Genomic DNA, 21,058 nt, shown 5'->3' on the forward strand with positions numbered 1-21,058 from the left:
GCGCGGGCTCCGGTGAGGTCAGGCCGCGCCGTGCGGCCGTACCGGCAGCCGGTCCAGGCCGTGGGTCACGGTGCTCAGCCGCCACTTCAGCTCGGCGGGATCGACCGCGAGGGTCAAGTCGGGGAAGCGGTCGAGGAGTTGACCGAGGGCGATCTCGGCCTCCAGGCGGGCCAGCGGGGCGCCCATGCAGTAGTGGATGCCGTGGCCGAAGGTCATCTGGCCGCCGATCGGCCGGGTGATGTCGAGCAGCTCGGGGTTGTCGAACCGGTCGGGGTCACGGTTCGCGGCCATCAGCGACACCATCACCACCTCGCCGACCGGGATGGTCACATCGCCGAGAGTCACCGGCTCGACCGTGAACCGGAACGTGGCGAGGTTGACCGGCCCGTCGAAGCGCAGGAACTCCTCGACGGCCTGCGGGAGCAGCGCACGGTCCGCGCGCAGGGCGGCGAGCTGCTCGGGGTGGGTGAGCAGGGCCAGGACGCCGTTGCCGATCAGGTTGACGGCGGTCTCGGTGCCGGCGGAGAACATCAGGTAGATCGTGGCGAGGAGTTCGCCCTCGCTCAGCTTGTCGTCCTCGTCGCGGGCCGCGATCAGCGCGCTCAGCAGGTCGTCGCCCGGGTTGTCGCGCTTGACCTGGATCAGCTTCACCAGGTACTCGCGCATCGCGGTGGTGGCCTCCTCGTACCCCTCGGGCGCGAGGTCGGCCAGCACGACGCTGGCGTAGCGGCCGAACGCGAGCCGCTCGGCCTCCGGCACGCCGAGGAGGGTGCAGAGGAGTTCCATCGGGACGGGGAAGGCGAGCGCCTCCAGGAGGTCGATCTCGTCGTGCTTCTCCATCTCGTCGAGCAGGCTGCTGGTCAGCTCCTCCAGCATGGTGCGCATGCCCTCGACGCGGCGCGGGGTGAAGGCCTTGTTCACCAGCCTGCGCATCCGGGTGTGGTCCGGCGGGTCGCTGGCGAGCATGTGGCCGACGAGGGCCTCGTCGTACTGCTTGGGGGCCATGCCCTCCTTGGTGTGACGGGCCATCAGTTCGTTGAGGCCCTTGAAGGACTTGCTCAGCTTGGGCTCGCTCAGCGCCTGCCTGACCTCTTCGTAGCGGGTCACGATCCAGACCAGTGAGCCGTTCGGCAGCATCACCTTCACTGCGGGGCCGGCCTCGCGGAGCCGCTTCAGCACCTCGTGGGGCGTCTGGACGAAGCTGAGGTCCAGCTCCTCGGTCACCTGTGTTTCCTGCACGACTGCGCCCTCCTGGCCACTGGGTTCGCTGCTCCGGGGAGCATGGGCCCAGCCCCTTGCCACGGGCTCGCGCGACGGCTTGCGGTCCACTGGCGGCAGACCTTGCGGTCGGCTTGCGTCAGCCCGACGCCTCCCGCGGCACCCCCGCCCGCAGCTCGGCCAGCCTCCGGCGCAGCGCGCCCGCCTCGGGGTGGTGCAGCGCGTCCAGGACGGACAGCGCGCGCTCCCAGGACTCGGCCGCCAAGTCGACGTAGCTCTGCGCGTGTTGGGTCTGGCCGACGTGGACGAGGACGTCGGCCTCCAGACAGCGGTCGCTCAACTCCCGGTAGAGAGCGAGCGCCCGCCGGTACTGGCTCAGGGCCCGGTCGTACTCGCCGAGGTGGTGGTGGGCGTGGCCCAGGCCGTCCTGCGCGGCGGCCTGACCGTTCAAGTCGCCTGCGGCGCGCGAGAGTTCGACGGCGCGGGCGCAGTGGTCGAGCGCCGCGTGGTGATCGCCCTTCAGGACCAGTGTCCTGCCGATGCCGTTGAGGGCACTGCTCTCGCCCAGGGTGTCCCCGGCGCTCCGGTACAGGGCGAGCGCCTGACCGTAGTGGTCCAGGGCGCGGTCGTGTCGTACGGCGGCGTTGGCGCGGAAGGCGAGAGCGCGGTGCGTGGCACCCTGGCCACGGGGGTCGTCGGCCTCCGTGAACAGGCTGAGCGCGCGGAACAGATGGGTGCGCGCCTCCACCGGCCGCCCGAGCCGGCCCTGCGCGAAACCCAGCGCCCGGTGGGCGTGCGCGGCGGCCCACAGGTCGCCCTGCGCCTCGGCGCTCAGCAGACAGATCTTCTGCAGCGCCAATTGCTCCTCCCAGCGGGCGCGCCGGTCCAGATGGACTTCGAGCGCCAGCCCCAACTGGCAGACGTGGGCGTGCAGTCCACGGGCCGCCGCCTCCCCCGCGACCGGGATCAGCACGGGCAGAAGTAATCGGTCCAGCCAGTCGGCGGCCCGCTCGCGGTCGGGCAGCGGCTCCGGTGTCGTACGCGGCTGGAGGCGCGGCAGCGGCCACTGTTCCGTTCGCTGCGGGGCGAGTTGGGTCGCCGCCGCGCGGGCGGTGTGCACGTAGTGGTCGAGCATCCGCCGTATGGACAGCCCGCGTTGGCCCTCCCGGTCGCTGCCCCGCAGCAACTCCCGGGCGTAGGCGGCGAGAAGGTCGTGCAGGACGTACAGGTCCGGCGCCTCCTCGGTGAGCAGATGCGCGCGGGTCAGTTCGGCGAGGAGTTCCCGGGTCAGTTCGAGCGGGATCCCGGCCAGACTGGCGGCGGTGGTGGCCGCGATCCCGAACCCGGGATGCAGCGCCAGCAGCCGGAACATCCGGGCCGAGTCCGGCGCCAACTGCCGGTAGGACCAGGCGAAGACGCTGCGGATGTCGGCCTGCGGGCCGCTCTCGGTGAACTCGTCCAGGGTGACCTCCCGTGCCCTGAACTCGCTCGCCACACACGGGAGACGACCGTCCGGTCGCAGTACATCGGCCCCCGCGACGGCCGACGCCAACGGCAGCCGGGCACACGCGGCGGCGGTGTCGTCGACCGCGTCGCCCGCCCCCGAATCCGTCCCTGAAACCGCCCCTGAACCCGTCCCGGTCCCACGGCCGCCGAGGCGTCGGACGAGTGCCTCGCGGGCCTCGGCCGGGCTCAGATCGGCCAGGACCAGCGGACGTGCGCCTTCGCGGGCGGCGAGCCCGCCGAGCCGGTCGCGGCTGGTGACGAGGACCAGGGCGCCGGGGGTGCCGGGCAGCAGCGGCCGTACCTGGTCGGAGTGGGCCACGTCGTCGACCACGATCAGCAGCCGCAGACCGGCGAGCGTACTGCGGTACAGGTCGGTCCTGGTGTCCCGGTCCGCCGGGATCTCCCGGTCCGGAACCCCGAGCGCGACCAGGAAGGCACGCTGCGCCTCGCTCGGAGTGACCCGGGTGCCGTCGATGGCGAGTCCGCGCAGATCGACGTACAGCTGTCCGTCGGGGAAGCGGGGGGCGATGCGGTGGGCCCAGTGCACGGCGAGCGTGGTCTTGCCGACGCCGGGCATGCCGACGATCGCCACGGGCGGCCGGGGTGGGGTGTTCTCGTTGCCGGTGTCATGCGTGCTGCGGGGTTCCGACCCGACGTGACCGGCATCGTCCGGGGCCGGCGCGTCGACCGGGAACAGCGTGTCCAGGCGGGCGAGTTCGGCCTCCCGCCCCGCGAAGTCCGTCACGTCCGGGGGCAGTTGGGAGGGCCGTAAAAGAGACCGGCGCGGCTCCTGCGGTCGGGCGCGAGCGGGTTCGGCGGGGAAGGCGGGCGACAGTCGGGGGGCCTCGTGCGCGTCGCGGCGCATGATGTCCTGATGGACGGACCGGAGTTCGGGCCCGGGGGCGATGCCCAACTGCTCGGCGAGACGGGTGCGGACCGCGTGGTAGGCCTGGAGTGCCTCGGCCTGGCGGCCGGTCGCGGCGAGGGTCCGGACCAGCTGGGCCTGGAGTATCTCGTCCAGCGGATGCTGGGCGGCGGCCGGCTGGAGTATGTCCAGAACGGACCCCGGCTCGCCCACGGCGGTGGCGATGACCGCGGCCTCCTTCACGGCCGTCAGATACTCGCGGTCTACGGCCATGAAGTACGGGTGCTGCGCGATGTGCGGCGGGATCCCGGACGCCGTCGGCCCCCGGGACAGACGTAACGCACGGGTAAGCAGTCGGACGCTGTCACGCAGCGCGCCGGTGCCGCCCATGTCCTCGGCGGCGCCGCGCAGTTGGCGGAAACGCAGTAGATCGAGTGTCGAGGGGGAGGCGTCCAGACGGTAGCCGCCCGAGACCCGCACCAGTCGGGTGGCGGGCGTACCGTCCTCGCCGGGGTCGGCCCCCGGTGTCTCCAGGAGTCTGCGGACGGCGGCCGCGTGACGGTAGACCACGTTGGCGGCACTGCTCGGCGGCGTCTGCCCCCACAGGACGTCGATGATCGTGCTCAGACTCGTCGGCTGCCCGGACCGCACCAACAACAGTGCCAGCAGGGCCTGTCGCTTGGCGGGCCCCAGCTCGAGTTCCGTGTCGTCCTGCCACGCCCGCACGGGCCCCATTACGGTCAACCACACGAATCCGAGATTAGTCGAGTTCGAACGCGAGTATGGTTCGGTTGCCCTTTTCGCCCACAGTGCGCGGTGGAAGCGGGCGGGGAAGCGTCAGGGGGGCGACAAGACGCGTGGTGGCTGAATGCAACCGGTCTTGAAGCGCGTCACATTTTCGGCACAACATGTGTTCTACGATCGCGCCGCAGGACGGATTCGAGGCGCCCGGCCCGTGGTCGAACGCCCGCGCAGGGAAAAGAAAAAGGGGGTGCCCGGTTGGGTTCGCTACTCGTAAACCTCAAGGAAAGAACGGGTGGACGGTCGGGCAGGCCCCTCCATCGGCTGTTGGCCGAAAAGCCGTCGTCCAAGATCCTTTCGCATGTGTCGTCCAAACACTCCGTTCTGTTTGCGCAGCGTCGCGCCGTGTAGTGGAACCGCTCTCTTCGACCGCATCTCCCTGTGACCAAAGGAAGCGTATGTCGGATCTGTTCAAGGGTGTGACGCTGGAGCGGGCGATCGACAGGAAGGCAACTGCGGACGGTCGGCCACGAGTCGACGGAGCGGTCGAAACAGGCGTACCCGCATGGGAGTTACGGGTATTCGGATCGCTGACCGCATTGCACGCCGGGCGCTCCCTGCCGCTCGGACCGCTGCGGCACCGAGCACTGCTGGGCCTGTTGCTGGTACGGATGGGAAACGTTGTCGCTGCCGGGCAGCTTGTCGACGAACTGTGGTCGGGACGCCCGCCCCGCCGCCCCATCGCGACACTCCAGACCTACGTGTCGCACCTGCGCCGCGCGCTGGCCTCCGGCGGCGAACAAGGCGGCGTCCGGGCCCGGGTACGCCACAGTTCGCCCGGCTACGTCCTGGAGATCGACCCCGAACTCGTCGACGTCCACCGGTTCGAGACCCTCGTCGACCGTGGCCGGCAGGATCTCGCCGAACGACGGTTCCACAGCGCCCGCGACGAACTCTCCCAGGCGCTCGCCCTGTGGCGCGGCGACCCGTACCTCGAACTCACCTCGTACGGTCCCATCGCCGACGAGAACGAACGACTGGAGCAACTGCGGCTGACCGCCGTGGAGACCAGGGCCGGTGCCTGTCTGGCCATCGGCGAGGCCGACTCCGTGGTGACCACGCTCTACCCCGAGGTGCAGCGCAATCCGACGCGCGAGCGGTGCGTCGGGCACCTGATGAGCGGCCTGTACCTGCTGGGACGGCAGGCGGAGTCGTTACGGCTCTACGAGCAGACCCGCCGCCATCTCGCCGACGAACTCGGGGTCGACCCAGGGGCCGAACTCCAGGGCGTCCACGCCGACATACTCCACCAGCGCCTTCCCCTGACCGAACCACCGGCGTCAGGGGGCTCCTGCGTCATCACCGACCGCGGCGCCGACCTGTACGAGCCGACCCCCGAGGCCGCCCCGCGTCCCGCTGCCGCCACGCCGGGCCCTGACGAGCCCCCGACGGCTGTTGCCGAACGGCCCTTTCACCCGCGACAGCCCGCCGCGCGGACCCATCACACGACCGGGGCCCACCGCCTGCCCAGAGGTTCCGGCACCCGGGGTGTCCTCGTCGGCCGTGATCGGGAACTGGCCGTTCTCGGGGACCATGTCCTCGACGCGCTGGACGGCGGCAGCCATCTGACCGCCGTGCTCGGCGAGACGGGTGTCGGCAAGACCGAACTGGTCGAGGAACTCGCCGTCCGGCTGCACGAGTTGCTCCAGGAAGTCGTCTGGGGGCGGTGCACCTCCGGCGAGGGTGTGCCCGCGTACTGGGTGTGGGCGCAGGTCTTCCGGCAGCTCGCGGTGTCGCGCCCCGAGGGGTTCCGCAAGGCCGAGGCGCGGTTCGGGAGTCTGCTCGCGCCGCTCATGCTGGACCCCGAGTCCGGTCGGCGGAGTCTGAGCGGCGAGGACCCCTCGGCCCGGGCCCGCTTCCTCACCCAGGACGCCATGTGCGAGACGCTGCTCTCGCTCGCCGCCGAGGACCCCCTCGTCGTCGTACTCGAAGATCTCGACCAGGCCGACGAATCCTCCCTCGAACTCCTCGCGCTGCTGCGCACCCGGCTGCACTGCGAACCGCTGAGCGTGGTCGTCACCGCCGACGACACGGGTGCCGCCGCCGACCTGATGGGCGGGGGAGCGGTCGCGGAGGCGCTGGGCGACTCGCGGACCCGCAGCGTGCGGCTCACCGGGCTGTCCCGGCGCGAGACCGGCGACCTGGTGTCCGCGCAGACGCTGGTCGAGGTGCCGGACGAGGTCTTACGGCTGCTGCACGAACGCAGCCGCGGCAACCCGTACGTCCTGCACCAGTTCATCGCCGGGGTCGGCGACCCCGGGCTGCTGTGTGACCGCGCGGTGGTGGAGAACGCCCTCGCTGACATCCCGGTCGGCGTCCGCCAGGCCGTCGGCCGCCGGCTCGCTGCGCTGCCGGGACCGGTCCTTGACGTCCTGCGCTGTTGTTCCGCACTCGGCGGCGCGTTCGAACTCGCCCTGGTCCGCGAGGTGTTGGGCAGCACCACTGACGTGGAGGCGGCCATCGAGGCCGCGACCCGCCGTGGCCTGCTGCGCCGCGCGGCCCAACCCCCTTTCCTCCTCTCCTTCCGCGACGAACTCGTCCAGGAGGTCCTCCTCGGCGAACTCAGCGGCTCCGACCGCGCCAGACTCCGCGAGAGCGTGGTCCGGGCCCTGGCCCAGCGCCCCGCCGCGCTGCACGGCGAGTACGAGCCCGGCCGCGACCGGGCACGGCGCGCGCCTCGGAGGCATTCGACGGCTGGAGACGCGAAGGGCGCTCGCGGGCCTACATCTGTGCCTCCGCATCCGGCTTGACGGGGGTGGTGCGGGGCTTGGTGAGGGGGGCGTGGTGAGGGGCGGGGCGTCGGGCAACGATGCGGGCGCTCCCTGCGGTTAGGCCGGTGCTCGGCCGCAACTGTCTCCGTGGGGCGGGCCGTCGGGACCTAACGCGGATGTCCTGGCGGGCGGGCCGTCAAGGGACGGCGTGGGTGTCCTCTGTGGCCTAGGCGCTACGAGGAACCGGGCCTCCCCGGCGGGTGAGCAGTCAGTCACCGACGCGGGCGCTCTCGGTGGGCGAGCAGTCAGCCAACGGTGCGCGCGTTCCTGACGGTCAGGCCGGCGCTAGGACGCAACCGTCCCCGACGGGCGGCCGTCGGGCGAAGCCGCGGGTGTCCCTGCCAGGCGGGCCGTCGGGCGAAGCTGCGGGTGTCCTGGCATGCGGGCCCGGCAGGCGAGGGCGCGGGAGTTCCTGTCGGGCGGGTCGGTAGGCGAAGGCGCGGGTGTCCCTCACGCGCGGACAGGTAGGCAAGGGGCGCGGGTGTTTCTTTCAGGCGGGCCGGTAGGCAAGGCGCGGGTGTCCATGTCATGTGGACCGGCAGGCGAAGCCGCAGGTGACTCTGCCAGGCGGGCCGGTAGGCAAGGCGCGGGTCTCCCTGGCACGCGGACAGACAGGCAAAGGGCGCGGGTGCTCCTACCGGGCGGGCCGGTAGGCGAAGGCGCGGGTGTCCATGTCATGTGGACCGGCAGGCGAAGCCGCAGGTGACTCTGCCAGGCGGGCCGGTAGGCAAGGCGCGGGTCTCCCTGGCACGCGGACAGACAGGCAAAGGGCGCGGGTGTTCCTACCGGGCGGGCCGGTAGGCAAAGGTGCCGGTGTCCCTGGCAGACAGCTCCCGCGAGGAGGCAGGCGTCCTCGGCAGGCCGCCCTTACCGAAGAGCCCCGTGGCCCCGGCAGGTTGCCCTCGTCCAAGAGCCCCGTGGCCCCGGCAGGCTGCCCTCGTCCGAGAGCCCCGTGGTCCCGGCGGGCAGCCCCCCGCAAGTGGGCGGCAAGCGATTCGACAAGGCCTCGGCAGGGGGGCTGTCGCATGCTCGGCGGCGATGTCCGCACGTCGTGGTCCCACGCGTGCCGCTTCCCTCAGCAGGAGGAGACCTTGGTGACCGCCGCGTCTCGGCAGTTCGACACCGCCGACATTTCGTCCATCCAGTTCTGGTCGCAGCCCCCGTCGGTCTGGGACGACACCTTCCGGACCCTGCGTGACGCCCGCCCGGTCTCCTGGCACAAGGCACCCGAGGGCAGCCTGCTCCCGACCCCGCCCGACGACGGGTTCTGGGCGGTGGTCCGGCACGCCGACATCGTGGCCGTCAGCAGTCAGCCGGATCTCTATATATCCAGCAAGGGTGTGCAGTTCGAGGAGTTGCCCGACGACATCCTCCAGGCGACCCAGTCCATCGTCGCCCTGGACGCCCCGCGTCATCTGAAGCTGCGCAGCCTCGTCTCCTCGGCGTTCAGCCCGGCCCGCATGGAGCAGATGCGCGCGTCGATGGCCGCGGAGGTGCGCCGTATCGTCGAGGACTTCGCGACCGCGGGCGAGTGCGACTTCGTGGCCAAGGTGTCGATGCCGATGGCCCGTTGGACGATGACGTACATGCTGGGTCTGGAGGCGGCGGAGATCGACCGCTTCACCGAGGCGATCAGCATCATGCTCTCCAGCCGCGACGAGGCGGAGAAACTCGGCAAGGACCGCGCCGAGTTGGTCAACGAGGTCGTCGGACTGGTCTCGGGTACGGCCGTGGAGATGGCGAAGGCGCGCCGGGCCGACCCGCAGGACGACGTGATGACCGACCTCGTGCAGGCCAGGGTCGACGGCGAGGGCCTGACCGACGCCGAGATCAGTGCCTTCTTCCTGCTGCTCATCGGCGCCGGCTTCGACACCCCCCGGCAGACGATCAGCCACGCGGGCAAGGCGCTCTCCGACTTCCCCGCCCAACGCGCCCTGCTGGCAGCCGACTTCGACACCCTCTCCGGCAAGGCCGTGGAGGAACTGCTCCGTTGGGCGACCCCGGTCCTCACCCTGCGCCGTACCGCGAGCCGCGACACCGAACTCAACGGGCAGAAGATCAGGGAGGGTGACAAGGTCGCCCTGTTCTACCCGTCGGGCAACCGCGACGAGCGCGTCTTCACCAACCCCAACACCCTCGACCTCGCCCGCACCCCCAACCGGCACATCAGCTTCGGCGGCGGCGGCCCCCACCACTGCCTCGGCAACGTCCTGGCCCGCATGGAGCTCCGCATGCTCCTCGGCGAACTCCTGCGCCGCGTACCGGACTTCGAGATCGGTGAGCCGGTCCGGGTGACCAGCAACTTCGTCAGCGCCATCACCAGCATGCCCGCCGTGGCCGGCCCGCGCCGCTGACCGCCACCACCGAGGAGAGGGACGCCGGATGCCAGAGCTGGGCCGCAGAAGACTGCTCGAATACGCGATCGCGGGGGTGACCGTGACAGGAACGACGGCGGCGACCGGAGCGGGCGGCACCGCACAGGCCGCGACGCCCACGGCCGAGGACACGGCGAGTGCCCCGATCGTGGTCACCCCGCAGGACGGCCGCTACGACGACATGACCACCGGCTACAACAAGCGCTGGGTCGGTCACCCCGAGAAGATCCGGGTCATCCGCAGCACCGCGGACGCCGTCGCCGCCGTACAGGAGGCCGTCAGCGGCGGCAAACGCCTCTCGGTGCGCAGCGGCGGCGGCTGCTTCGAGGACTTCGTCTACAACCCCGAGATCGACATCGTCCTCGACCTCTCCACCCTCGACAAGGTCTCCTACGACGCGGCGCGGCGCGCCTTCTGCATCGAACCCGGCGCGATCCTCCTCAACGTCTACGACACCCTCTACCGCGACTGGGGCGTCACCCTCCCCGGCGGCCTGTGCTACTCCGTCGGCATGGGCGGACACGCCTGCGGCGGCGGATACGGGCTGCTGTCACGGCAGTTCGGCCTCGTCGTCGACCACCTCTACGCCGTCGAGGTCGTCGTGGTCAACGCGGCAGGCATCGCCAAGGCCGTCATCGCGACCGCCGACCCGGCCGACCCGCACCACGACCTGTGGTGGGCGCACACCGGCGGAGGCGGCGGCAACTTCGGTGTGGTGACCCGCTATTGGTTCCGCAGCCCGGACGCCACCGGCACCAACCCGGAGACCCTGCTGCCCGCCCCGCCGTCCCATGTACTGCTCAACATCGTCGCGATTCCCTGGAGTTCGGTCGACGAGGCCGACTTCGGCAGGCTGCTGCGGAACTTCGTCGCCTGGCAGCAGGCCCACAGCGCACCCGGCGCGGCCGAGAACGCGCTGTCCAGCCTGTTCGGCCTGAACCACGTAGCCACCGGCGTCCTCACCCTCATCACCCAGGTCGACGCCACCGCCCCGAACGCGGCACAGATCCTCACCGACCACCTGACCGCGATCGGCGCAGGCACCGCCCAGGCCGTACGGGACAGTCTGGTCGTCGCCCCCTCCAAGGTCACCTGGGGCCAGGCCACCCGCTTCATCTCGACGTCCAACTACGCGGCCCCCGCCGTCCGCGTGAAGGCCCGGTCCGCCTACCTCAAGGGCAACTTCACCACCGACCAGGCCTCCGTCATCCACCGCTATCTGACGGCCCCCGATTACAGCAACCCCGGCGCCTCCCTGATCCTGTTCCCCTACGGCGGCGAGATCAGCTCGGTCGCCTCCGACGCCACCGCGATCCCGCAGCGCGACTCGGTCGTCAAGATGCAGTACCAGGCCTGGTGGGTCGACCCGGCCACCGACGCCACCCACATCGCGTGGGTGCGGGGCATGTACCGCGAGGTCTACGCCAAGACCGGGGGAGTCCCCGTGCCGGACGGCACCTGGGACGGCTGTTACATCAACTACGTCGACGCCGACATGGCCGACCCCACGCAGAACACGTCGGGGGTGCCGTGGTCGACCTTCTACTACAAGGACAACTACCCCCGCCTGCAGCGCGTCAAGGCGGCGTACGACCCGCGGAACGTCTTCCGGCACGCGCTGTCCATCGAACCACCCGACGGTGAATGAGGAACCCGACATGTCGCTGTCCGATGCCGTGCTGTCCGGGGCGTCGCCCGAAGAACTCCAACGCGCCCCGCTGCCAAGCCACTTCACCGCCGCCCACCTGCGCGTCGAGGACGAGGGACTCTTCGGCGACTCCGAGGACAAGGACGTCCGCCGCACCCTGCACGTCGGCGAGGTCCCCATGCCCGAACTCGCCCCCGACGAGGTGCTGATCGCGGTCATGGCCAGCTCGGTGAACTACAACACCGTCTGGTCCGCGAAGTTCGAACCCCTCTCCACGTTCCGCTTCCTGCGCTCCTACGCCCGCCAGGGCGGCTGGGCGACCCGCCACGACCAGCCCTTCCACGTGCTGGGCTCGGACGGCTCCGGGGTCATCGTCCGTGTCGGCACCGGCGTCCGCCGCTGGCGCGTCGGCGACCACGTGATCGTGAGCCCGGCCTACGTCGACGACCAGGAGCCCGCCACCCAGTCCGACGGCATGCTCAGCGAGAACCAGCTCGCCTGGGGCTTCGAGACCAACTACGGCGGCCTCGCCCACTACTCGGTGGCGCGGGCCAGCCAACTCGTCCCCAAACCTGCCCACTTGACGTGGGAGGAGGGAGCGAGCATCCCCGTCTGCGGCGGCACCGCGTACCGGATGCTCGTCAGCGACCGCGGCGCCCGGATGAAGCAGGGCGACATCGTGCTGATCTGGGGCGCGTCCGGCGGACTCGGCGCGTACGCCGCCCAGTTGGTGAAGAACGGCGGCGGCATCGCCGTAGGAGTCGTCGGCTCGGAGTCGAAGACGGCGATCGCCCGCAGGCTCGGCTGCGACGTGGTGATCAACCGCGAGGAGATCGGCATCGGGGACGACACCGGCGACGACCCCGAACTCGCCATCAAGGCCGGCAAACGGCTCGGAGCCATCATCCGCCGCGAGGTCGGGGCCGACCCGCACATCGCCTTCGAGCACGTCGGACGTGCCACCTTCGGCATCTCCGTGTTCGTCGTCCGGCGCGGTGGCGCCGTCGTGACCTGCGGGTCGAGCACCGGCTACCACCACGAGTTCGACAACCGCTACCTGTGGATGAAGCTCAAGCGGATCATCGGCAGCCACATCGCCAACCTCCAGGAAATGGTCGAGTGCGCCCGCCTCTTCGAACGCGGACACATCGCACCCGTCGTCTCCGAGGTGCACCCGCTGTCCGAGGTCGGCGAGGCCACCCGGCGCGTCCAGCTCAACCAGCACATCGGCAAGGTCGGCGTGCTCTGCCTCGCCCCCGAGCCCGGACTCGGCGTCACCGCGCCCGAACTGCGCGCCCGTATCGGCGAGGACACGCTCAACCCGCTGCGCCCGTTCACCCCGGCCGCTGTCCGATGACGCACAGGGCGGCGAGCGGCGCGACATCCGAAGGGAACCGCACATGAATCCGGACACGGCCGGGGCGAGCACCGAGCCCTGTGGCATAGGCATCCTCTCGACCGGCTCCTATCTGCCCGAACGAGTGGTGACCAACGAGGAGATCGCTCGGATCGTCCCCCGCACCGACGCGGAGTGGATCGCCCGCAAGACGAAGATCGTCTCCCGTCGCTTCGTCGCACCGGACGAGGCCGCCTCCGACCTCGCCGTCCACGCCTCCCGCGCCGCACTCGACGCGGCGGGCCTGCACGCCGACGAGATCGACTACCTCATCGTCTCCACCACCACGGGCGACGCCCCGATCCCGGCCACCGCCTCCCTGGTGCAGCACGCCCTCGGTGCCCGCCGGGCGGGCTGCTTCGACGTCAACATCGCCTGCTCCGGCTTCGTCACCGCGCTCGCCCTGGCCCGGGCCCTGATCACCCTGCGCCCCACCGCGAAGGCCCTGGTCATCGGCACCGACGTCTACTCGCGGTTCGTGGACTTCGAGGACCGGGCCACCAGCGTGCTGTTCGGCGACGGGGCCGGAGCCGCCGTGGTCGCGGCCGTCGACGAGGAGTCCGGATTCCTCGACCTCGACATGGTCGGCGGCGGCGACGCCCACGAGCTGATCTGGCTGCCCGGCGGCGGAAGCCGTCGCCCCGCCTCCGCCGAGACCATCGCCGACCGCTCCCACCTGCTGCACATGCAGGGCCGCCAGGTCCGCGACTACGTCCTCGACAACGTGCCCGGCATCATCGCCGACCTGCTGGACCGCTGCGACTGCAAGGCCGCCGACATCGACCACTTCATGCCCCACCAGGCCAACGGCATGATGGTCGCCGAACTCATCGACGCCTGCGGCCTCTCCGCCGCCGCCACCCATCTCCCGCTGGACCACACCGGCAACACCGGCAGTGCCTCCGTCGCCATCGCCCTCGACGAGGCGAACCGGTCCGGCCTGCTGAGCGAGGGCGACCTCGTGCTGCTCGCCGGGTTCGGTGCCGGCATGGCGGTCGCCACGGGCCTGCTGCGCTGGTCGGCCCCGGCCCTGGCCGCGGGAGCCGCCGCATGAGCGCCCGGCGGGTCGGTGTCGTCGGCGGCGGCATCATGGGCGCGGGGATCGCCTCCGAGTGTCTACGTGCAGGACTGGACGTGCGTGTGCTGGGTTCCGGGCCGGCCTCCGCCGACCGGGCCCGCACCCGGGTCCTGCGGCTGCTCGACCGTGCCCTTACCAAGGGACACATCGACGAGCGGGCCCGCGCGGACGCCGAGGCACGTGCCGGATTCGGCTGCGACACCGATGAGTTGACGGACCGTCAATTCGTCATCGAAGCGATATCCGAGGACCGTGAGGCGAAACTGCGGCTGTTCACCGTCCTCGCCAAGACCGTCGAGGACCCGGCGGCCGTCCTCGCCTCCACCACCTCCAGCCTCTCCATCGCCGACCTCGGCAACGCCACCAGCAGGCCGGGCGACGTCATCGGCCTGCACTTCTTCAACCCGGTGCCCGCCATGCCCCTGGTCGAGGTCATCCGCTCCCAGCACACCAGTGACCGCACCGCGCGCGACGCCGAGACCTTCGTGACCGACGTCCTGGGCAAGCAGACCGTCCGCGCCGAGGACCGCTGCGGCTTCGTCGTCAACGCGCTCCTCATCCCGTACCTCCTCTCCGCCGTCCGCATGTACGAGGCGGGCGTGGCCACCCCCGAGGACATCGACCGCGGCATGGCCCTCGGCTGCGGCCACCCCATGGGCCCCCTCGCCGTGCTCGACCTCATCGGCCTCGACACCATCGCCGACGTCGCCCGCACCATGGAACGCCGCACCGGCGACCCCCACCACGCCGTCCCGCCCCTCCTGGACCGCCTGATCGAGGAGGGCCGACTCGGCCGCAAGTCGGGCCGGGGCTTCCACCGTTACGACACCCCGGCCACCCGCTGAGTCCCCACGGAGCGACATGACCGAGCCCCAGAGCACCTTGTGGATACGGCGGTTCCAGCCCCGGCCCACCGCCCCGGTGCGCCTCGTCTGCCTGCCCCACGCGGGCGGCTCGGCCACCTTCTTCGCGGGCCTGCCGGCGATGCTGAGCCCCGAGGTGGAGGTCCTGGCGGTCCAGTACCCCGGCCGCCAGGACCGCCGTGGCGAACCCTTCGTCGAGAGCCTGGACCAGCTCACGCGTGGCGTGGTGGACGAACTGCTGCCCTTGACCGACCGGCCCCTCGCCCTGTTCGGCCACAGCCTCGGAGCCATGCTCGCCTTCGAGGTCACCCGCTCGCTGACGGCCGTAGGACACGCTCCGGCGGCCCTGTTCGTGTCCGGGCGGCGTGCTCCCTCCCGCCAACGGCCGGAGTACGACCACGCGTTGGACGACGACGGTCTGCTGCGGGAGATCCGCACCCTCAGCGGCACGGACAACCGGGTCTTCGCCGACGAGGAGATCCTGCGGATGGTGCTGCCCGCCATCCGCGCCGACTTCCGGATCGTGGAGAACTACCGGTACGCGCCAGGGCCGCCCCTCGACTGCCCGCTGACCGTGTTCACCGGCGTCGACGACCCGAAGGTCTCCGCGGACGAGGCCGAGGCCTGGCGCGAGCACACGATGGGCACCTTCGACCTCGTCACCCTCTCCGGCGGCCACTTCTTCCTGACCGCGCACCAGGAGAGGCTGGCCGAGGTGATCACGAAGGGTCTGACACCGTTCCTGGCCCGCCGTTGATCTCTTGCTCGCAGCCGGTGAGGAAGTCGATGAGAGCGGCGTTCACCTCGGCGGGGCGCTCCTGCTGGGTCCAGTGACCGCAGCCGGCCAGCTCGACCGGCGCGCGCCGCAGGCTCGGCATGAGCCGCGGCAACTGGTCGATGAGGTCGCGCGCGCCGGGGAACGCGGGGACGACGTCGCGGTCGCCGAAGATGTACAGGGCGGGCCGGGTGATCACCGCGTCGGCCCACGGCGCGGTCAACTCCCAGTTCCGGTCCAGGTTCCGGTACCAGTTCAGGGCGCCGGTGAAGCCCTTGGTGAAACTCTCGGTCAGCACGTCGAGATCGTCCTCGGTGAGCCACTCCGGCAGCACCTCGGGATCCTCCATCGCCGCGAGCCAGCCCTTCTCCGGATCCACCAGCGGCTGCCGGATCTCGCCCGAAGGAGAGGCCGAACCGGACGCCGAATAGAGGAACTTGCGGAGAGCGGTGCGGGTGTCCCGGGCGAACTCGGCGTCGGCGACACCCGGCCGGGCGAAATAGTTCCAGTAGAACCGGCCCTGGAAGATCTCCTCCATCATGCCCAGCGGCGGCTGCGCGCCCCGGTGCGGCGGCGGCACGCTCAGACCGGCCACCCCGAGCACCATGTCCGGCCGCAGCAGCGCGGTGTGCCAGGCGACCGGCGCACCCCAGTCGTGCCCGACGACGTACGCCTTCTCCTCGCCCAACTCCCTTATCAGGCCCACGACATCGCCGACCAGATGAAGGATCGTGTACGCGTCCACGTCGTCCGGGTGGTCACTGCTGCCGTAGCCCCGCTGGTCCGGGGCGACCACCCGGAACCCCGCCTCGGCCAGCGGGCCCAGCTGCCGGTGCCAGGAGTGCCACGACTCCGGGAAACCGTGCAGCAGGATCACCAGGGGACCCTCGCCCTGCTCGGCGATGTGCAGCCGGATGCCGTTCACGTCCACGTATCGATGCGCAACCATGCGGACGAGGTTACGTGCCGTCCTTGAGGCGCCCTGTCGCGGGTTTCCGCCGCTCAGCGGGGGTGCCGTCACGCACCGTCGGCGTCCTGCTCCTGGTAGGAGTAGCGCTGTTCCTTCCACGGATCGGCGACGGTGTGATAGCCGCGCTCCTCCCAGAAACCGCGCCGGTCCTCCGTGAGGTACTCGATCGCACGCAGCCACTTCGCGCTCTTGTAGCCGTACAGATGCGGCACCACCAGCCGCAGGGGGAAGCCGTGTTCGGCGGTGAGGGGCTCGCCGTTGTGATGGGTGGTCAGCAGGGTCTGCGGCGCGGTGAAGTCGGCGAGGCGGAGATTGGTCGAATAGCCGTACTCCGCCCACGCCATGACGTGCGTGACCTCCGGCGCGGGCGGGACCAGCTCCAGGACGGTCGTCGCGGGGATGCCGTACCACTCGTGGTCGGTGGAGGTCGGACCGGACGCGCAGTGCAGGTCGGCGACGACCGTCACATGCGGCAGCGGCGCCAGCTCGTCGAACGTCCAGACGCGCTCGGCACCGTCGGCGGTGGCGCCGTGCACGCGCAGGTTCCAGCGCTCGGGGCGGAACCGGGGCACAGGACCGTAATGCGACACCGGCCAGCCGTGCACATGACGCTGGCCGGGCGGGACGGGCCGGGACGCGTCGCCGGCCTCGGCCGTATCGTGTCGGTCGCTCGCCACGGGTGAGGTCCCTTCTCCGCTGGTCTCCTGGTCACGGCTACCTTCCCCGAGCAGCGTAGGCGCTCACCCGGGCGCCGGCCGACGCCGGGTCCCGCCGCACGCCCGCGCGCCGCCCCTCACCGGAATACCGGCTACGGCGACCTCGCCCACCAGGTGGGTTTCGGCGCCGACGCCCGGAACGAGGAGGGCCGTGAGCGTCCGGCCGCTGCCTGTCTGATCGTGCTGGGCGATGAACGGGACGTAGACATCACGGTGTTGCACAGCAGGCTGACCACTGGCATCGCTTACGTCGGCGCCCTCGGCGCCGGGCAGGGCCCGCCTCGACGATGAGCAGATCGTGCGCGTGCACGGGCTGATCGGCCTCGACCCGGGCGCCCGTACCTCCGCCGGGACCGTGCTCGCCGCGCTCGACGGGCGGGCGGCCCGGGTCCTGTGCGAGGGGACCGGGCCGGTCAACGCTTGTCCGGGAGTGCCCCGTGTCAGACGGTTGCCAGGGACACCTCGGTCGACTTGATCAGCGCGACGACCGGCGAACCCGTGCGCAGGCCCAGGTCACCGACGGCGTCCTTGGTGATCGCCGCGGTCAGCTCGCCCCCGTCGACCGTGACCTTGACGACGGCCATCGCGCCGCCGGTGGCGACATCGCTGACCGTGCCGGGCAGCTGGTTGCGGATGGAGACGCCTTCGACCCGACTCGTGGCGAGCGCGACCTCGGTGGACTTCATCATGGCGCGCACGGCCGTGCCCTCGGCGAGCCCCAGGTCCTTCACGGCCTCCAGCGTGATCGCCGCGGTGAGGTCCTGGCCGCCGTCGAGGCGCACCTTCACGGTCGCCATCACCGCGCCGGGCGTGACGGCGGTGACGGTGCCGGGAATCTGGTTGCGGATGCTCAAGCTCATGACGGAACGCCTCACAGAGAAGAGAAAAGGTGCGGATTGCCGGATTTATCACCGACGGTGAGTCCACAAACTAGCCGTTCCGGCCACGCCCGTCACAGACCCCGTCGCATCCGCCAGCCGGGAGTTCGCTTCCCCCTGGCAGATAGGAGGATGCGGCGAGGAACGGCGGTGGCGCCGGCCCGACGGCACCGGACCACGTAGCGGCCGGGACCGGCCATGGAATCCCGTTGCCGGGAACGATCTAGCTGGCTAGGTTCGCCCCATGGCTGATGACGAACCCACGCGGGCCGCCCGCCTGCTCGACGCCCAGGCCAAGGCCGTGCTGCTCTTCGCGGAGATCAAGGAGCGCGGGCTCGTGGCGCCCGGTGAGGGGGAGCGGGCCGTCAGCGACCGGATCCGGGACCTCGCGAACGAACTGTTCGGCACGACCCGGCACTGGCACAAGCGGATCGTGCGCTCGGGGCCGAACACGCTCAAGCCGTACAAGGAGAACCCGCCGGACCGGGTGATCGGCACGGACGACATCGTGTTCGCCGACTTCGGGCCGATCTTCGAGGAGTACGAGGCCGACTTCGGCCGCACCTTCGTCCTCGGCGACGACCCCGTCAAGCAACGGCTGCGGGACGACCTGCCCCAGGTGTTCGCGGCCGGGCGGCGCTTCTTCGAGAACACCCCGGACATCACCGGCGCGGACCTGTACACCGAGGTCGCCCGCCTCGCCGAGAAGGCGGGCTGGGAACTGGGCGGTTGGCACGCCGGACACCTGGTCGGCGAGTTCCCGCACGAGACGATCGAGGGCGCCCACGTCGAGTCGTACGTCACGCCCGAGAACGAGACCCCGATGCGCCGCACCGACAAGACCGGCCGCACCTGCCACTGGATCCTGGAGATCCATCTCGTCGACCGCGAACGGGGATTCGGCGGTTTCTACGAGGAACTCCTCACCCTCTGACGGCGGTTGGGCCCGTCCGTTCCGCCCCGTCACTTCACGAAGCGGTACTTCAAGTGGGTGGCGAGGGGCGTCTCCTCCACCCTGAGCGGTTCGACGCGGCGCGGGAGTCGGCCCGGTCCGTCGAAGAGGCGGAGGCCCGCGCCGAGGAGGGCGGGGACCACTTGGAGCTGGAGTTCGTCGATGAGGCCCTCGGCGAGGTACTGGCGCAGGGTGCTCGCACCGCCCGCGATGTCGACGTTCCGGTGACCGGCGACGGCCTTCGCCCGGTCGAGCGCACTGTGGATCCCGTCGGTGACGAACGTGAAGGTGGTGCCGCCCTCCTTGACGAGCGTCGGGCGGGGACGGTGGGTGAGGACGAAGACCGGGGTCCGGAACGGCGGGTTGTGGCCCCAGAACTCCTCGCCGGTGTCGTACATCATCCGGCCCATCACCACCGCACCGGTGGCGTCGAACCACTCGCGCATCAACTCGGAGTCACGGTTCTCCTCCCCACCGGTCATGCCCTGCCGCTCCCGCCAGCTCGCGAGGTTGTGGATCCACTCGAAGAGCGGCTCGCCGCCGTCGCCGCCGGGGTTGTCGATGGTGACGTCAGTGAGGTGTTCGCGGTCCGGGGTCGCTCAGCGGGCTCCCGCCGGGGCACGGAGCTGTTCGGCCAGTTGATCGAGTTCGGCCGCCGTGGCGGGAGAGGAGTCGCTGAGCCCGCTGTTCACGGCCGTCGGGCTCTTCAGGAAGCGCCGGAGCACGGCTACCAGGAGCCCTTGCGGCAGAGTCCGCAAGGCGGCGAACGCGCGAGGTACCGGCGGCGTCTCCATCGCGGCGAGGTTCTCTCGCATGAGGTGGAGCATGCCGCGTACCGCGTCCGAGTCGTCGGCCAGCTCCACCGGGCCGCCCGCCGCGTGCGCCGCCTGGCCGAGCGGGGCCTCGAACGCGGCGTGCGTCCTGAGCCAGGCCGCCATCCGCGGCTCGGCCTTGGCGTTGATCCCGGCAGCACGGAATGTCTCCACGATGTGCGCCAGCCGCGGGGTGGTACGGCCGTCGGGCTCGCCGATCGGCATCGGGACCCGGCGGGTGAGGAAGCCGGGCTTGCGGTGGCGGACCACGTCGCCGTCCATCGTGCCGCCGGTCGTGGGGAAACCGAGCAGCACCCGCTCGGGGCCGATCACCGCGCCCAACGTCTCCGGTCCGGCTGCCCAGTTGAGCAGGAACAGCACGTCACCTCGGACACCGGCGAGTGATGCCAGCACCGCATCCACCTGGTGGGTGCGGACGAAGACGGTGATCAGGTCGTACTCCCCGCCCGGGTGCTCTGTCACCGGTATCGGCACCCGCCTGACAGGGCCGTCCTCCTCGGCGAGCTGTACTCCCTGCCGACGCAGGGCGGCCAGACGTTCGCCCCGGGCGAGGAGCGTGACGTCGTGGCCTGCCTCGTGCATGCGCGCGGCGAACAGGCTGCCGCAGACCCCGGCGCCGTACACGAGCAGTTTCATGGAAGCCCTCTTTCATACGCTCGTTTCATTCATACGTTCGTTTGATTCAAGCATAGGTAGAGTCCCTCGTGTGGCGACCCCAGACACCCGCACCCAGATCCTTGACGCGGCCGAGCACCTCTTCGCCGAGCACGGATACCGCGGCACCTCGGTCCGCGCGATCACCACACGCGCCGGAGCGAACCTGGCAGCCGTCGGCTACCACTTCGGCTCGAAGGCCGAGCTGATGGCGGCGGTCGTCCGCCGCGTGGTCGAGCCCATCACCGCTGCCCAGTGCGCCGGGCTCGACAAGCTGCTCGCCGGGACCCCCGACCCATCGGTCGGCGAACTGGTGGAGGCGTTCGCGGGGCCGCTGTTCGACGAGATGCCGGCCGACGACGAGGGGGGCGCCCGGGCGTCCCGGCTGATCGTGACGATCCTCAGCGACCCGGCCGAGGAGGCACGCAGCTGGACCGGTCAGGCCGAGGACTCGGTCCGAGAGCGCTACTTCGCGGCCTTCGCGCGCGTCCTGCCCGGCCTCTCTCCGGAGGAACTGTCGTTCCGGATGCGGGGGATCTTCGCCGTGACGGCCGTCGACCGCCTCCAGGTCCACCAGCAGCCTTCCCCTGGCTGCGCGTCGCCGGTAGCGGGCGAGGCGGCCCGGCGTTGGGCGATCACGTTCCTGACGGCAGCGATGAGTGCGCCACCTGTAGGGCCTTGACGGCCCGAGACAGAGGCCGGCGGCGTGGTCCGGGTTCTTCGAGGTCTTCCAGGTCTTCACCCGTTGAGTGGCGACGC

Annotated in this window: 16 protein-coding genes; 9 read left to right on the forward strand and 7 right to left on the reverse strand. The window is 70.9% G+C overall.

Annotated elements, in window-relative coordinates:
- Positions 1–18: 18 nt before the first annotated feature.
- Together OHT77_RS43235 and OHT77_RS43240 are read right to left on the reverse strand one after the other, a co-directional pair.
- Positions 19–1,239, reverse strand: a complete 1,221-nt coding sequence (locus OHT77_RS43235) for a cytochrome P450 family protein (RefSeq protein WP_328833848.1) — start codon at positions 1,237–1,239, stop codon at positions 19–21.
- A gap of 118 nt (positions 1,240–1,357) precedes the next feature.
- Entirely contained in the window at positions 1,358–4,339 is a 2,982-nt protein-coding gene (locus OHT77_RS43240; RefSeq protein ID WP_328833849.1) for an AfsR/SARP family transcriptional regulator, read from the reverse strand.
- Between the two features lie 449 nt (positions 4,340–4,788).
- Between OHT77_RS43240 and OHT77_RS43245 the strand changes: the two genes are divergently transcribed.
- The 7 genes from OHT77_RS43245 to OHT77_RS43275 all read left to right on the forward strand — a co-directional run bounded on the left by OHT77_RS43245 (position 4,789) and on the right by OHT77_RS43275 (position 15,278).
- The gene (locus tag OHT77_RS43245; protein WP_328833850.1) at positions 4,789–7,140 is read left to right on the forward strand and encodes a BTAD domain-containing putative transcriptional regulator; all 2,352 of its coding nucleotides are present in this window, start codon (positions 4,789–4,791) and stop codon (positions 7,138–7,140) included.
- A 1,115-nt stretch (positions 7,141–8,255) separates the two neighbouring features.
- Positions 8,256–9,515, forward strand: a complete 1,260-nt coding sequence (locus OHT77_RS43250; protein WP_328833851.1) for a cytochrome P450 — start codon at positions 8,256–8,258, stop codon at positions 9,513–9,515.
- 28 nt (positions 9,516–9,543) lie between these two features.
- On the forward strand, positions 9,544–11,184 hold the full coding sequence (locus OHT77_RS43255) for an FAD-binding oxidoreductase (protein WP_328833852.1): 1,641 nt from the start codon (positions 9,544–9,546) through the stop codon (positions 11,182–11,184).
- Positions 11,185–11,194: 10 nt separating this feature from the next.
- A complete protein-coding gene (gene ccrA, locus OHT77_RS43260) occupies positions 11,195–12,541 on the forward strand; it encodes a crotonyl-CoA carboxylase/reductase (RefSeq protein WP_328833853.1) in 1,347 nt (448 codons plus the stop codon).
- A 43-nt stretch (positions 12,542–12,584) separates the two neighbouring features.
- A complete protein-coding gene (locus OHT77_RS43265) occupies positions 12,585–13,634 on the forward strand; it encodes a 3-oxoacyl-ACP synthase III family protein (protein ID WP_328833854.1) in 1,050 nt (349 codons plus the stop codon).
- Positions 13,631–14,503, forward strand: a complete 873-nt coding sequence (locus OHT77_RS43270) for a 3-hydroxybutyryl-CoA dehydrogenase (RefSeq protein WP_328833855.1) — start codon at positions 13,631–13,633, stop codon at positions 14,501–14,503. The genes OHT77_RS43265 and OHT77_RS43270 overlap by 4 nt, the downstream gene beginning before the upstream one ends.
- 16 nt (positions 14,504–14,519) lie before the next feature.
- Positions 14,520–15,278, forward strand: a complete 759-nt coding sequence (locus OHT77_RS43275; protein WP_328833856.1) for a thioesterase II family protein — start codon at positions 14,520–14,522, stop codon at positions 15,276–15,278.
- Here the strand turns inward: OHT77_RS43275 and OHT77_RS43280 are convergent.
- The 3 genes from OHT77_RS43280 to OHT77_RS43290 all read right to left on the reverse strand — a co-directional run bounded on the left by OHT77_RS43280 (position 15,241) and on the right by OHT77_RS43290 (position 17,842).
- Positions 15,241–16,245, reverse strand: coding sequence for an alpha/beta fold hydrolase (locus OHT77_RS43280; protein WP_328833857.1), 1,005 nt, complete (start codon positions 16,243–16,245; stop codon positions 15,241–15,243). The two genes, OHT77_RS43275 and OHT77_RS43280, sit on opposite strands and share 38 nt — an antisense overlap.
- A gap of 68 nt (positions 16,246–16,313) precedes the next feature.
- On the reverse strand, positions 16,314–16,943 hold the full coding sequence (locus tag OHT77_RS43285) for a molybdopterin-dependent oxidoreductase (RefSeq protein ID WP_266775312.1): 630 nt from the start codon (positions 16,941–16,943) through the stop codon (positions 16,314–16,316).
- A gap of 479 nt (positions 16,944–17,422) precedes the next feature.
- Entirely contained in the window at positions 17,423–17,842 is a 420-nt protein-coding gene (locus OHT77_RS43290; RefSeq protein ID WP_266775314.1) for a TOBE domain-containing protein, read from the reverse strand.
- A gap of 262 nt (positions 17,843–18,104) precedes the next feature.
- Between OHT77_RS43290 and OHT77_RS43295 the strand changes: the two genes are divergently transcribed.
- Positions 18,105–18,794 (forward strand): M24 family metallopeptidase, encoded by a 690-nt coding sequence (locus OHT77_RS43295; RefSeq protein ID WP_328833858.1) that lies wholly within the window; start codon positions 18,105–18,107, stop codon positions 18,792–18,794.
- Positions 18,795–18,823: 29 nt separating this feature from the next.
- On the opposite strand, the gene OHT77_RS43300 is transcribed toward OHT77_RS43295, so the two are convergent.
- Positions 18,824–19,294 carry a dihydrofolate reductase family protein gene (locus tag OHT77_RS43300; protein ID WP_328833859.1) on the reverse strand — a complete coding sequence of 157 codons (471 nt, stop codon included), beginning with the start codon at positions 19,292–19,294 and terminating at the stop codon, positions 18,824–18,826.
- Between the two features lie 117 nt (positions 19,295–19,411).
- Positions 19,412–20,281: a ketopantoate reductase family protein gene (locus OHT77_RS43305; protein WP_328833860.1), complete on the reverse strand. Its 870-nt coding sequence runs from the start codon at positions 20,279–20,281 to the stop codon at positions 19,412–19,414.
- A gap of 70 nt (positions 20,282–20,351) precedes the next feature.
- On the opposite strand from OHT77_RS43305, the gene OHT77_RS43310 reads away from it, so the two are divergent.
- The gene (locus OHT77_RS43310; protein WP_328833861.1) at positions 20,352–20,981 is read left to right on the forward strand and encodes a TetR/AcrR family transcriptional regulator; all 630 of its coding nucleotides are present in this window, start codon (positions 20,352–20,354) and stop codon (positions 20,979–20,981) included.
- Positions 20,982–21,058: the final 77 nt, after the last annotated feature.

The organism is Streptomyces sp. NBC_00252 (genome assembly GCF_036187565.1).
In the GTDB taxonomy this organism is placed as follows: Bacteria; Actinomycetota; Actinomycetes; order Streptomycetales; family Streptomycetaceae; genus Streptomyces.